The sequence below is a fragment of the Desulfosporosinus shakirovi genome (assembly GCF_020595055.1).
GTDB lineage: Bacteria > Bacillota > Desulfitobacteriia > Desulfitobacteriales > Desulfitobacteriaceae > Desulfosporosinus > Desulfosporosinus shakirovi.
In genome coordinates this window covers 126,939-140,370 of sequence record NZ_JAJDOO010000002.1, presented here as the reverse complement: position 1 = coordinate 140,370, position 13,432 = coordinate 126,939, and the positions used below count along the sequence as shown (strand labels likewise).

Sequence of the window (13,432 nt, the reverse complement as noted above, 5' to 3'; positions counted from 1 at the left end):
TTTATTACATTCTTATTTATCTGAGTTACACAAAAACTATCATACCATAGGATTTCGGAAGCATATAGGAGTTAAACCCATGACTTGATTTACATTTAAATAGACGTACTCTCTCTGCCTCATCTGACACCCTAACCATAAATTTTTTTCTAAAAACAAAAAAATACACCCTGTCGTTTTTCGTACTAAGATGTATCCTTTTGTTTAAAAGAGAAAATCTGCTATAAAAGCGGTGAAAACACACGGGCACTCGATTCCTTAAATCGTTCTATGACTGAGCGTTTTTGAAACTTTTCAAGAATGACTTCCCTGCTCTCATTCATATCCATCTCAAAATTTTTCAATAAACCTCCGACAATTGTTGAGTCATAGATAAAAGCACTAACCTCAAAATCCAGGAGAAAACTCCGCAAATCCATATTTGCAGATCCTACAGAAGTAAGCTGATTATCTATCATTAAAATCTTGGCATGAAGAGTTCCTTTCATGTATTCGAAAATTCTTACACCCGCCTGAAGTAAGTCCTCAAAATATGAATTCATAGCAAGAAACGTCAGTTTGTGTTCTGGGATTCCTTGGACAAGGAGCCGTACGTCTAAACCGCTGAGAGCAGCGGTTTTTAAGGCCATGATTAAGCTTGCATCAGGGATAAAGTATGGAGTTTCTATATAAATGCAATGAGTCGCCATTGTGATTGCGCTAAAAAAGCTCTGCAGAACAGATGTCCATCTTGAATCTGGTCCGCTCCCCAATATTTGAATTGGGAGATGCTGTTTGATTTTTGTTTCAGGGAAATAACGTTCCCCTTTAACCTCCTGACGAGTCACAAAATACCAATCATTCAAGAAAATGGATTGGAGGGTATAGACAGCTTCTCCTTCTAGTTTTAAATGTGTGTCACGCCAGAAACCTAGTTTTGAGTCGCGAGATAAGTACTCATCACCAATATTAAGCCCTCCCATGAAACCGGTACTGCCATCCACGACAACGATTTTGCGATGATAACGCAGGTTTAATTGAGAAGTAATATAGGGAAAGCGAATTGGGAAAAACCATTCTGCCAAAATTCCTGCCTCACGCATACTTTTTATAAAACCACCTGAAACAGAAAGACTTCCCATTCCATCCAGCAGGACACGAACTTCTACTCCCTCAGTAACTTTACGACTTAAGATCTTCAAGACATCTGCACCAATTTCATCGTCTTTAAAAATATAATAGCTAAGATGTATGTGATGGCTTGCACTTTCTAAGGAATTGAATAATTCTTGAAATTTCTCCCCACCATTCAAAAGGATTTCCACTTGATTATGAACCGTTAAAGGAGCATAGCCTGAGTTTAAGTGAAGCTTGACCAATTTTAACTCATAATTAGTATTTGGATTTAAATCTCCACTCTTAATGTTTATTTGCTGCTCATTAATCCAATGTTTATATGAATTATCTTGGATATGTTTAGCATAAAACAAAGGTCCTCGGGTTTTTCGCCCAAATACTATGTAAAGGATGAACCCAAGTATAGGAAGGAGACCAAGTATGAAAAGCCAAGTTATTGTATTTCCGGGAGTTCGATTTTCTAAGACTATTGCCGTCCAAAGGAAGATAACCTGAAGAAGGTTTATAAGTATTAAAAAGTACCATATCATTGTATCACCGACCTTCTTAGTTTATCAATGCATCACTATTTTCAGACTCTTTCACAGAGTCTAGTTATCTCCAGAATTACTCATTAATAGTCTTAATCGAAACCATTTATGTAGCCCCTACTTTACTTAACATTGCAACAGATATTAGAAACAGAAACCATTCCGCCACCCCAAAGATCCATTTTAAAACAAAAAAAAGAATTGTTTTGGTCATAACAATTCTCTTATCAATCGGTTCAACAACCTTTTTACACCCAATAATGCAATGCTTTAAGTCAGACTGACCAACAACCCTCAACTTTGTTGTTTTTAACATTCCCCAATAATTCAATTAATTATTGAACCAGTTTCAAAGCTAAATCAACAGCTTTAAAAACATCAACAGCATAACCATCCGCATTAATTGCATTGGCAAAATCTTGTGTCGCAGGATTTCCTCCAATAATTATTTTGACACCGCCACGCAGTTTAAGACGTTCAAGTTCTCTAATTGTTTCAGACATCATAGCTAAGGTCGTCGTGAGCATTGCAGACATTGCTAAAATATCTGGTTGGTGTTCGTTAACTGCTTCCACAAAATCCTCAGTCTGGACATCTATGCCAAGATCAATTACTTCTAAGCCAGAACCGCGAAACATCATGACGATTAAATTCTTGCCAATATCATGTAAATCCCCGGCTACAGTACCGATTACAACTTTACCTAGTGAAGAGTGCCGAGGATCTGACAGGATAGGTTTTAAGACGTGTAAACCCGCATGCATAGCCCTTGAAGCTATTAGTACATCTGAAATATAAATTGTATTATCTCTAAATTGCATGCCAATAACTTGCATGCCAGGTAGTAGTGCATTTTGAAAAATCCTTTGTGGCGTGACACCATTTTCAATTGCTAACGTAGTAAGTGTCTTAACACGGTTGGCTTGCCCTTTGATCAGCGCTCTCGTTATTGACTCTAATTCTAATTCTGAAGTTACCAATCCTAGCTCACTCCCCTCGGTACTTTTCGTTATAAGGCATATTGTTTAAACCGACTGGGAGTAACTCCCTCAAGCTTCTTGAAAACTCTAGTAAAGTAGCCGGGATCCTCGAAACCGCTTTCTTCAGCAACTTGCATTACGTTATATTTCGGATTCTTCAGCATTGTTTTAGCTTCTTCCACCCGTACCTGTGTGAGGTATTCCATTAAAGTACAACCCAAACCCTGCTTAAAGATTCTACTAACATAGCACGGACTAAGATAAACTGCTTGGGCAATATCATCTATTGTCAGCTTATTCCGATAATTATTTCGAATATATTCAGCAGCCTTCTGAATTGCCAGCAGATTTTTCTGATTTTTATTAGTTTCCAAATAGTTCATAAATATTTCCAGCATATTTTTTGCCCACAGGCAGAGTTCATCAGGAGAAGTGATTTCCAGCAATTCCTGATGAAATAAGGCATTTAGTTTTAGAATTTCAGTTAACTCTGCGCCTCCATCCACGGCTGCCCTTGAGATAATTACAACGAGCTCCATTATTCTAGTTCTTAATGTACCAATATGATTAGAATTTTTGGCGATAATATCAACTAATAATTTTTCTAAAAGTTGTGCAGTTGCTTGTTTCTCCCCATTTCGTACCATAGACTTAAGCTCTTGTTCTTTGTCTAAGGAATTACTGCTGATGATTCTCGACTCAATCGTACCCATGGCGATTTCCGCACGTTTGCGAGCTTGGATTTCTTCAGCCAATCTAGCCTGTTGGGCAGTTATTTCCCTTCTTTGCGCTAAGACAGTCATACCGCTTTGCATGATTTGATTTGCCACGACAAACAACAGGTCTGCTGCTGCTTGCACTCTATCGCTTGACATAATCTCTAACTGAGCAGCTGACCATTTGACTGCAGCTACGTCTATATTAAGTCCCATCACCATTTCCTCAATTTCTTCTAGAAAATAGTCTTCGGGCTCCCACATAAGTACTTGACCGCAAATAATTGAGCCAACATACTCATCTAATAAAATAGGTGCGGCCCACATTATTAAGCCGGCATGACAGCGGAAAATATAAGGTTCACCATATTTAGATGCCTCTGTGCAAGCACGCGCATATGAACGCTGACATTTTTTTGCACCATTACTATCGGATTTTATCATTTCACAAAAGTTACAGTCCTTGATGGCATGGTCAGTAGAAATTAGTGTATTTCCTTTGTTATCGACGAGAATTGCTTTTAATCCAGTAGATTTGGAAAATGAACAAAGCATTTTATCCAAAAGATTTCGATCCACTAATTTTTCGAGCCACTGTAATTTCTTATCTTGATTCTGGTCTCCTTGATTCACATTACCACCTCCAAAGCAAGTTCACACTTTAAAGTGTGCAAATACTTATTTCACTCCTGAACACAAGTTTATGGAAGCAAATGCGGATTAGGTTGGATATCAATTTAATAATATTATTATAACATATGGAAATATTTTCTTTAAACTATTATAAACTTATAAATAAAAAAATTCAAAGGGGCACTCTAGCCTCCGCCGGGATTTAATACCTAACCAGCTAGAGGCAAGGGTGCCAAAGATTATTTTAAAACAAATATCTGAATTAATTCTGCTTACTTGGCAACAGCATTAAAGTTAAAATCATACTTTGCAGGATCAAATTTATCTAAAGTACTGTTTTTGATCATGAATTGTGTAAACTCAGCTTCATCATTAGGCATTAACTTTAACTGTTTTTCAAAAATATCAAGATACTTTAATTCCTTAGTATCTAGTTGTAGTAAGCCGTCTTGGAAAGCGCTTCGTAATTCCTTAATTGTGGCAGAAGCGGCGATTTTCGTTCGCTCAAAGTGAGTCTTGCCTTTAACAATCTCTTGACTGATTTTTATAACTACGCCAGGGTCTAAGATATATGCTTGGGGGTCATACATTCGATCAGATTCCGACAGGATATCTCTCATTTCATGAGCAAATCCACGTGCTGAGGCCACGTTCATTAGTCGGCAATCGTAGATAAGCTGTTCAGTATAGACAGTAGGAGCCATCCCGCCCAACAATCTTACGTTTTCAACAGATTCGTTACTCCAGCAATCAGCCAAACACGCGGATATGTTTCCCACTGAACTCGAATGAGCACAGGCAGCAGTTCTTCCTTCCATGGAGATGGGTATACCAGTAATTGCTTTAAGATAAACTCCTTCATAACCGCAATCTTTGTCTGGTCCCAAAGCACCTCGTTCTACTGCAACTAATGTTCTCACTGCACACATAACTCTGTCAATTGCAGCAAAAACTTTCGGAATAAAATTTTTATGAGCCATGACCATTGAGGTGTTGGCAAAGCCGCATGCTGTGTCCCCTGAAGGGATACAGTTTGTCTCAGTCGAAATTTTTACAATTTCATCCCATAAAACAGCCATATCTCGACAGCCGACAACCCCTAAAGAAAACAATGCTCTAGGTAGGTCACAGTTCATTACTGCTTCATCGTGGAGATGCTTGCCGCCTATCGATTCAATTGCCAAAAAGTCAGCACCAGCTTCAGCACACCCTCTAAATGTTTTAATAACATTGTCCCAATGTTCACCTTTGTACATATGAGTAAGGGTCTTACCTTCACGAATATCGACAACTGTCATTCTTAAGAGACTCTTTAACCCGAATTTTGAATAGTATTCGTTCATTACTCCCTTTGCAACTTTAGTGACATCAATTCCCCATTGAGGATTGAAGGTACACGGAGGAAGCAGTTCAATTTCTATGATAATTCCAGGTGATAGAAGTTCGTGAGCTTTCGAACAAATACCATGAATCATTTCTTCATACTGGGATAGTACTTTCGGCATGGTTTCTGTATCGATTAACATAGTTGGAAGTGTTAAGTTTACTTCTGGATATACTGTTCCTCCTCCAATGACCATTCCATTGCTACAAACTACTGGTTTCTTGGCATGACCGTATATAAATTCATCTAAATTTGTATAGGCAAGCTCATTAAATTGAAGACTAGCCACAATAGTCCCTCCTATTCATTATTTAATTATTATTGCAATAAATTAGCAACTAGTTCCACCGCTGCTGCAGCATCCCCAGCATAACCATCTGCACCGATTTGATCCGAGAATTCCTGTGAAATTGGTGCACCACCAATGATGACCTTAATATCGTTTCGCATACCTTGTTCTACACACTCTTCAATTGTTGATTTCATGGAGAGCATCGTGGTCGTAAGTAAGGCTGAAAGGGCTAGAATTTTTCCATCGTTCTCCTTGATTGCAGCGATGAATTCTTCAGGTGAGACATCTACACCCAGATCAATAACTTTGAAGCCTGAGCATTCAAGCATCATACCTACTAAGCTCTTTCCAATATCATGTAGATCTCCTTTGACAGTTCCTATAATGACCGTGCCTCTATTGGTCATTTCGCCACCGGCCAGTAAAGGCTTAACCAGCTCGATACCTGCATTCATGGAGCGTGCTGACATCAGCACTTCTGGTACAAACATATCATTAACTTTGAAACGTTGTCCAACTACATTCATACCCCCGATAAGTCCTTGATTAATGATAGCTAGTGGATCCACATTTGCACTAATAGCTTCATTGACTTTTGCTTGCACTTGGTCATTGTCACCTTCTATTACGGCATTACTTAATCCTGTAAAATCAAACATGTATATCCTCCTAAAATTTCAAATTTAAATTATAATTAGTATATTTTCATTAGGGTCATTATGAGGATTGCTTATTCAAAGAAACACTTCCCATTTTCTCCCCTCTCTTACATAGTCATCTATAGATCTATGTTTATTGTTGATTGAATGTTCTAAATGTTTTGACTAGTGTTATTAATAATATTGTAGTCTTTTGGAGGCTCTCTTTACCATGGACTATCTTGTTTTATCTTGATAAATCCTAACCAGTATATTTATCAATTCAAAGTAGACACCCACTTCTTGTAAGTGGGTGTTCAGCTTTAGCTGAACGAGTTCACTGAGCAAATATAACTATAGAAAGGTTAGTTATACTTCTTTGTCTAATATTGAGAGCTCAAAGTAATTTGCTTTATAAGTATTATTTCTGTTCACCTACTAAATTAAGATTATTCAGTAAACCGAATTGAAAAATCCCCAAAAACACAGAATAATCCATGGTATACTTGCTCAATTATCATTAAGCTTACTTAGATGAGCAAGGTATTGAGGATTCATAGGAGGATGAGATTTATGGTCAAATTTGATATTGTTTCTGGATTTTTAGGTGCAGGTAAAACAACCTTAGTTAAGAGAATCCTGCATTCACTGGATACTTGTGAAAAAATCGTCTTGATTGAAAACGATTTTGGCGAAGCTAATGTGGATCGCGAAATATTAGAAATTGAAGGGTTTGAGGTTTATGAATTATCAAATGGATGTATCTGTTGTAAACTAAAGGGAGATTTTCTTCTTACTCTTAAACACTTATTGAGTCAAGAAATCGATCGAATCATTTTTGAGCCCTCCGGCATTTTTATTTTGGGTGAAATTTTAGATATATTTAAGGATATTGAAATTTCCAGCAAATGTTTTATTAACTCAGTAACTACGGTTGTGGATGCTCAGAATTTTACAAAGCATATACAGAGTTACTCAGGTTTCTACAAAAGCCAAATCCTACATGCCTCATCTTTGGTTATAAGTAAAGCTCAGTTCTTAGATGATAATGAAATTCGCCTAATAGAACAAGGGTTAAAAACTTTAAACGAGACTGCCCATATTATCTCAAAGGATTGGGCCAAATTATCTAATCAGGATATCAAATTTTTAATCAATGGAAAATCGAATTGCTTTTTACAGGCTTCCAAAGAGGCCTTTAACCATGACTTTGATTCGTTGGGACTTAATACTTCTAGAATCGTAAGTTTAGAACAATTGAAACAGATTCTCGCAACCTGTAAAAAAGGTGGATTCGGAGATGTGATTCGAGGTAAAGGGATCCTTTGTTCGGGCACTCATTACCTTGAATTTAATTATGTAGATGGGCAATATTCCATAATGGAATCACCAGATGTTGAGATTGGTATTGTAAGCTTTATAGGCAACAATTTACTGAAAGAAGATCTAACTGCCGCCTTTAAATAACAACCATAACCATTACTTCTTTTGCAGTTGGGATACTTTTAGATCTCAATCTGCAACCTCTATTACGTTACTACTTGATATTGGATCTTTGGGATTACTTTAATGGGATGACAAAAAGAAAAGTTTCACTTTTGCTATCTATAATGCAATAATTCTTTAGTTAAATCAAAACCTATACACCTAAAATAGGCTGTAACAATATCAGGTTGTTACAGCCTATTTTATACTGTCATAGAATTACTCTAAGAAATCAAATTGCTTATTTCGGAAAGCCTTAAGGTATTTGACGCAGTAGTTGTCACGTCCTGCTAGCGCCTCAGCTGTAATTAAACTTGCCATCATCATCTTGTCCAACGGATTAATAATTAGACCATCTAATCCTTTTCCAATGGCCATAATTGCAAAAGCATGGTTCATGAATTTACGAACCGGTAAGCCATAGGATACGTTCGACAATCCGCACATTGTATGAACTCCTTTAAACCGTGTCATAATCGCTTCTACAGAATTAATAAATTCCACAGCAAACGTATTGTTGGTAGAGATTGGCTGAACTAATGGGTCCACATAAATATTATTTAAGGGCACATTGTTTTTGACAAGTCCATCAATCAGTTTTTCCGCAATTTTCAACCGAGCATCCATTGTTTCAGGCATCCCATCGTCACTCATACATAGTGCCACAACTTTAAGGTCCGTTCCGGCAACAACAGGGATTAAAGCATTATAACGTTCCTTTTCCAGTGAGATTGAATTTATCATGGCGATTCCTTTGTGCACAGAAAGGGCAGCATCAATAGCCTTTGGATCAGGGCTGTCTAGACAACAAGGCGCTTCGACAACCCCCTGAACCGTTTTCACGAGCCATTGCAGGTATTCAGGTTCCTTACCGACAAAGATTCCAGCGTTGACATCTATATAATCTGCTCCGGCTTCAAACTCATCTTTTGCCACCTTCTCAATGTATTCTGCGTCTTGAGCTTTGATCGCTTCTCCTATCGCTTTACGACTCGCATTAATTAATTCGCCAACAACTAACATGTTTTAGTTCCTCCTCTATTTGTCGAGATTTTTTTGACCCATAACTCAGGAATTTGTTTCACCATTTCTTGTGGTGCGGAATGACTTTATACTCTTTTGAATATTCTTCATATTTCTAATTTTAGTCTTAAATTAACTAGTATCATAGGGATTTTTTTGCTTTAAATTGATGTATCTTAACAATAAAATAGGGTCGGCAATTATTTTTATTGGATTTCCAACTTAATTAGGTTTGCTTATTTATCGAAAAGTCAAGATTTTGCAAGGATTTACGGGTAGTTTTGCCTAATATATGTGCATAACAAAACAGCCTTTGGCATCAAAAGCCATGTACATGGAGTTAAAAAACGATGTATCATAAACCAAATAGTTAACGTCAGACCCGGCCGGGCTTATCCCACAAATCGACAGCTTTGTATATTTGTGGGATAAGCCAAAAAGAAGGCTCCCACCCTGTCGGGATTGCCCAAACTCTTATTTGAATATTGAGGCGAAAAAAATAGTAAGATTCTCATTTTTATATATACAAAAAGACACCTCCATTACGGAAGTGCCAAAAAAAATACTTTTATATTAATAGATTAATTATTTTTCGGATTAATTTAAAAGCTCTTAATCTCCTAAGATTATCATCGATTCGTAGATCCGCTCCATCCTTTCAAACCCTCAATTAACCGTTGCATGACAAAGATATCCTTGATCGCGACACGAATAAAATTCCCAGGCAGACCAGCAAAACTCGCACAATTCCGTACAAGAATTCCTGAACGGCCTAAATGCTCAATCAATTCTTCTGGTGCTTGATTTAAAATTTCAATTAAAGCAAAGTTTACGGAAGTCGGCCAAAGTTTCAGCTTCGAAAACTTGCCTAAGTCAAATTCCCGATAAAAATACGCTCTGCTCTCCCTTAATTTCTCTCGCACTTCATCCGGATACCTTAAATCCTCCAGCGCTGTTATACCTGCATGTTGTGCAAGAACATTTACGGACCAGGGATCACGGTATTGCTCAAAATTAAAAATTAAGCTTTGATGTGCAAAGACAGTGCCTAGACGCAAACCCGGTATACTGTAAAACTTGGTTAAGGAGTATAAAACAATTAGATGCTGATTATCACCCAAATAGCCTCGAGTGGACTGGCGATACTCGTCCGGTAAAAAATCAAGGAAAGACTCATCAAAGAGAATTCTACATCCCATTGCCTTGGTTAACCTTAAAATTCCTTCAAACGTGTTTTTCTCAAGGACACTGCCGGTCGGATTATGGGGGGAACAAAGGAAGAGTAAATCACATCCATTAAGGAGTTCTATCCAAATCTTATCATTGAAACTCTCTTCGTCAGAACTATTACTTTCTTCATCCATTCGATTAAACGATGCCCAGCCCCTAGGGCCAAGCGAGATATAGTTTATTTCAGCCCCAACCGATCGTGCAGCTCGTTCGTATTCACTAAATGTCGGAATAGGAATCGCAACTTTTTTGGGTTTCAAGGCTTGTACGATGGTGAATATCAATTCACCTGCACCGTTTCCGACCATTATTGTTTCACTTGGCTGTTCCAGGTGGCTGGAGAGTATCCTTCTTAAGGCAAGGCTTTCAGGGTCTGGATAGTTTATGATATCCGCCATGCCTTTTTGCAAGGAAGCCCAAACTCCATCGGGAGGTCCAAATGGATTAATATTTGCCGAGAGATCGATAAAAGACTCCAAGCCATACAATTCCTTGGCTCTGCGAAGATTACCACCGTGCATAGCATCACCCCGTATTTTTATTAATTTCCATCTTAGTGGCAACGATTCCACCCGAGTGACTATTAAAGAGATCGATGTAGGCAGGTTTAAACAGTTGTTGAGCTTCAAAACGCAAGTTCCTACACACGTCATAATTGAATAATCCACTTTGCGGAAAGACCCCCGCTAATAATGTCCCGCTGTGGGCAGTTACCACACCAAGTCCACCCTTTTGACGCACCCATGATAAGAAGGGCTCGAAGAAGGATTTAGGATTTATCTCCAGATTGCATTTTGCACTGATCGTTCCTGCACCGGCCAGTTTTTCTAAATCCCCTTCAGTTATTCCTTCACAGGCTAATTTATATGCTCTCTTGATTTCACTTTCGTAACGTCGATAGTGTTCTGCTAACCCTGGGCGTGCGTTAAACATTCCGGTATCAATCGTCCCCCCCCAATCCAAGGCCAAAAACAGGGCAGGTACTGAGGACCCCAGCAAGCGGTGGTTATGACCCTGAACATGTTCTATTTCTGTAATTCCTGGAAACATCACACTGTCGCTCGGTTCAATTTTCAACGCTAAATCAGCCAAGCGTGCTGGAGCAGGATCTTCTCCGAGGGCAATCAAAGTCGCTGCAGCCACGGCGGTAATGTCGGCGGTAGAACTTGCCATTCCTTTCCCTTCCGGAAGTTGATGGAAAAATTTCACCTTACCACCCAGCCTAGGAAGACCTAAGTTCTTTTTCAGTAACTCCAGTACTTGGAGTGCTTTAATTTTATTTAGAGGAAGGTCCCAGCCAGAATCATGCATGCTCAATGCCACCCTAGCCTCAGAAAATCGATCAATGGGACAATCTATAAGAAAAGGAACTCCTCTCCGAGCCCCTTGTACCCATTCTCCACATGTTCCCGGACACCGGGCCAACCCGACTGCGAAATCCATTAATATTCAATCCCCCTACGACTTTTAACCCCTTTAGAGAAAGGATGTTTTAGCATGTTTAGATCCCACCAATTGTCTGCCAATGATTCTAAGGCAACGGGCATCTCCCGACCGGTAAGAATCCAGTGCAGGTGCCGGGAAGACTCAGTCGACAAGAGTTCTCTTAATTGATTCAAGTCAAGAAAACCTCGATTTAACGCATGGCTTATTTCATCTAAGATGATAACCTTATAAATGTTCGCCTCAATTTCCTCTGCCACAAAACTAATGGCTTGTTGAACTAGCTCTACAGCGATTTCCGGATTGCGGTTTTGACGAAAACATTCACCACATCCTGTACAGTGTTTCAAACCAGTACGAATCATCCCCGACCAGCGACAACCTACCCCAAATTGTATGAGAGGAATTCCTAAGCGATTAAGTCCTGCAAGTTCGCCGCTGTAAGTACTCCCCTTTAGAAATTGGACCATTAAAACTCGTTTCCCCTCGGAATAGGCAAGCACTGCTTCTCCGATGGCTGAAGTGGTCTTTCCTTTGCCCTGACCAGTATAGACTGTTATCATACTCCAATTCTCCCGGAAGGAGAAGCAAACCAATGATCGAGCAATTCTTGATGCCCTGAGAAATGAAGGTGCAGATAGGAAGCCACAATATTATCCCGGGTATACCCTTCCATTCGGTCCGCTTGATTTCCTTTAAATAGTTCGTAAGCAGGAGGATAATCCTTATCATAGACCACCCGTGAATAATGAAATTCATGCCCTTGAACTGCAGTCCCTCGAGGACCGAGAAAATTATCCTCACGAAAGACTCCTTTTCGATATCCTATACCCTGTAACCGTTTTGTCATTTCGGCCTTCATAGGAATTAGGCCAGCCATAGGCAACTCGTTTCCTTCAAAATCCTTAATGGACTTGCCAAGGTACATATATCCTCCACATTCAGCATAGATTGGCTTGCCACTCGCAGCATATTCCCGCAAAGAATCTAAAAATGAGATGTTTGCACTTAAGCGGTTAAGATGCAGTTCGGGAAACCCCCCGCCCAACATAATTCCATCCAGGTCTTCAGGGATAGAGTGATCGTGCAATGGGCTGAAGGGTATGATTATAGCATTCGAGTGTTCAACAAGGTCTAAAGCATCTTGGTAGTAAAAAAGGAAGGCTTCATCCCAAGCCAAGCCCAGCCTGAACTTTTCAATTTTACTATTAGAATTATGGGCCGAACACGTGATAGTTTTCTTAGTTTCGTTAGCCAAAACAGGTTCCTTAAATTCAGGAGCACCGAGCATTATGTTTTCGACTTGATCCAAGTCAATGTGGTCGGTTATTAACTCTGAAAGAGTCTCGATAAAGCCTTCTAAGAGTCCGCCTTCCCCTACCGGAACTAATCCTAAATGCCGTTCGGGAAGTTGTAGTGACAATTCTTTGGGAAGGACTCCGAGAACTGGAATCTTGATCTCACTAAGGGCTTCTCTCAGGATTTTTTCCTGTGCGGAAGATTTTACGCGGTTAAGTATAACTCCTTGCAGCTTAACTTGCGGGTCGTATGAGCTAAATCCATGCACAAGTGCCGCGACACTTCGAGACATTGAAGATGCATCAACAATGAGGATGATGGGAGCGTCGAGAAGTTTTGCCACATCGGAGGTGCTCCCAAAACCTGCGGTTCCGCTCATTCCATCGAACATGCCCATGACACCCTCGATCACTGCCCAATGGTCTCTAGAGCTTTGAGCAAAAACGGAAGGAAGATTATCGCCCAACAGCCAGCGGTCAAGATTGCGGGAAGCTCTTCCCGTCGCTGCCGCATGATAACTGGGGTCAATGTAATCCGGTCCAACCTTGTACCCTTGGATTGGACGCTCGCGTTTTTTTAAAGCTGCCATCAAACCTGTAGCAAGGGTTGTTTTTCCCACTCCGCTATGCGTTCCTGCCAGGACGATCCGTGGAATTTTCATGC

The 13,432-nt window shown here is 39.5% G+C and carries 12 protein-coding genes; 1 reads left to right on the top strand and 11 read right to left on the bottom strand.

Annotated elements, in window-relative coordinates; all coding sequences use genetic code 11:
* Nucleotides 1–221 precede the first annotated feature (221 nt).
* From cls to LJE72_RS02735, 6 genes are all read right to left on the bottom strand, one after another.
* Nucleotides 222–1,646, bottom strand: coding sequence for a cardiolipin synthase (cls, locus tag LJE72_RS02760; RefSeq protein WP_229246105.1), 1,425 nt, complete (start codon nt 1,644–1,646; stop codon nt 222–224).
* 106 nt (nt 1,647–1,752) lie between these two features.
* Nucleotides 1,753–1,962, bottom strand: a complete 210-nt coding sequence (locus LJE72_RS02755; RefSeq protein WP_229246104.1) for a hypothetical protein — start codon at nt 1,960–1,962, stop codon at nt 1,753–1,755.
* Between the two features lie 19 nt (nt 1,963–1,981).
* Nucleotides 1,982–2,626: a cobalamin B12-binding domain-containing protein gene (locus tag LJE72_RS02750; protein WP_229246103.1), complete on the bottom strand. Its 645-nt coding sequence runs from the start codon at nt 2,624–2,626 to the stop codon at nt 1,982–1,984.
* 29 nt (nt 2,627–2,655) lie between these two features.
* Nucleotides 2,656–3,975, bottom strand: coding sequence for a PocR ligand-binding domain-containing protein (locus LJE72_RS26460; RefSeq protein WP_229246102.1), 1,320 nt, complete (start codon nt 3,973–3,975; stop codon nt 2,656–2,658).
* Between the two features lie 272 nt (nt 3,976–4,247).
* Complete coding sequence (locus LJE72_RS02740; RefSeq protein ID WP_229246101.1) at nt 4,248–5,648, bottom strand: methyltransferase MtaB domain-containing protein; 1,401 nt, start codon at nt 5,646–5,648, stop codon at nt 4,248–4,250.
* 29 nt (nt 5,649–5,677) lie between these two features.
* Nucleotides 5,678–6,310 carry a corrinoid protein gene (locus LJE72_RS02735; protein ID WP_229246100.1) on the bottom strand — a complete coding sequence of 211 codons (633 nt, stop codon included), beginning with the start codon at nt 6,308–6,310 and terminating at the stop codon, nt 5,678–5,680.
* A gap of 552 nt (nt 6,311–6,862) precedes the next feature.
* Here LJE72_RS02735 and LJE72_RS02730 point away from each other — a divergent pair.
* The gene (locus LJE72_RS02730) at nt 6,863–7,756 is read left to right on the top strand and encodes a CobW family GTP-binding protein (RefSeq protein ID WP_229246099.1); all 894 of its coding nucleotides are present in this window, start codon (nt 6,863–6,865) and stop codon (nt 7,754–7,756) included.
* 237 nt (nt 7,757–7,993) lie between these two features.
* Here the strand turns inward: LJE72_RS02730 and LJE72_RS02725 are convergent, their stop codons facing one another.
* The 5 genes from LJE72_RS02725 to LJE72_RS02705 form a co-directional block, all read right to left on the bottom strand.
* Nucleotides 7,994–8,797 carry a methyltetrahydrofolate cobalamin methyltransferase gene (locus LJE72_RS02725; RefSeq protein ID WP_229246098.1) on the bottom strand — a complete coding sequence of 268 codons (804 nt, stop codon included), beginning with the start codon at nt 8,795–8,797 and terminating at the stop codon, nt 7,994–7,996.
* A 629-nt stretch (nt 8,798–9,426) separates the two neighbouring features.
* Nucleotides 9,427–10,548, bottom strand: coding sequence for a pyridoxal phosphate-dependent aminotransferase (locus LJE72_RS02720; RefSeq protein ID WP_229246229.1), 1,122 nt, complete (start codon nt 10,546–10,548; stop codon nt 9,427–9,429).
* A gap of 4 nt (nt 10,549–10,552) precedes the next feature.
* A complete protein-coding gene (locus LJE72_RS02715; RefSeq protein ID WP_229246097.1) occupies nt 10,553–11,470 on the bottom strand; it encodes a GHMP family kinase ATP-binding protein in 918 nt (305 codons plus the stop codon).
* On the bottom strand, nt 11,470–12,033 hold the full coding sequence (locus tag LJE72_RS02710) for a cob(I)yrinic acid a,c-diamide adenosyltransferase (RefSeq protein ID WP_229246096.1): 564 nt from the start codon (nt 12,031–12,033) through the stop codon (nt 11,470–11,472). The genes LJE72_RS02715 and LJE72_RS02710 overlap by 1 nt, the downstream gene beginning before the upstream one ends.
* Nucleotides 12,030–13,430: a cobyrinate a,c-diamide synthase gene (locus tag LJE72_RS02705; RefSeq protein ID WP_229246095.1), complete on the bottom strand. Its 1,401-nt coding sequence runs from the start codon at nt 13,428–13,430 to the stop codon at nt 12,030–12,032. The genes LJE72_RS02710 and LJE72_RS02705 overlap by 4 nt, the downstream gene beginning before the upstream one ends.
* Nucleotides 13,431–13,432: the final 2 nt, after the last annotated feature.

Excerpts from the sequence above, each read along its gene's own strand:
- cls (WP_229246105.1), bottom strand. The coding sequence starts at position 1,646 with ATGATATGGTACTTTTTAATACTTATAAACCTTCTTCAGGTTATCTTC.
- LJE72_RS02755 (WP_229246104.1), bottom strand. The coding sequence starts at position 1,962 with ATGTTAAAAACAACAAAGTTGAGGGTTGTTGGTCAGTCTGACTTAAAG.
- LJE72_RS02735 (WP_229246100.1), bottom strand. The coding sequence starts at position 6,310 with ATGTTTGATTTTACAGGATTAAGTAATGCCGTAATAGAAGGTGACAAT.
- LJE72_RS02730 (WP_229246099.1), top strand. The coding sequence starts at position 6,863 with ATGGTCAAATTTGATATTGTTTCTGGATTTTTAGGTGCAGGTAAAACA.
- LJE72_RS02725 (WP_229246098.1), bottom strand. The coding sequence starts at position 8,797 with ATGTTAGTTGTTGGCGAATTAATTAATGCGAGTCGTAAAGCGATAGGA.
- LJE72_RS02720 (WP_229246229.1), bottom strand. The coding sequence starts at position 10,548 with ATGCACGGTGGTAATCTTCGCAGAGCCAAGGAATTGTATGGCTTGGAG.
- LJE72_RS02715 (WP_229246097.1), bottom strand. The coding sequence starts at position 11,470 with ATGGATTTCGCAGTCGGGTTGGCCCGGTGTCCGGGAACATGTGGAGAA.
- LJE72_RS02710 (WP_229246096.1), bottom strand. The coding sequence starts at position 12,033 with ATGATAACAGTCTATACTGGTCAGGGCAAAGGAAAGACCACTTCAGCC.
- LJE72_RS02705 (WP_229246095.1), bottom strand. The coding sequence starts at position 13,430 with ATGAAAATTCCACGGATCGTCCTGGCAGGAACGCATAGCGGAGTGGGA.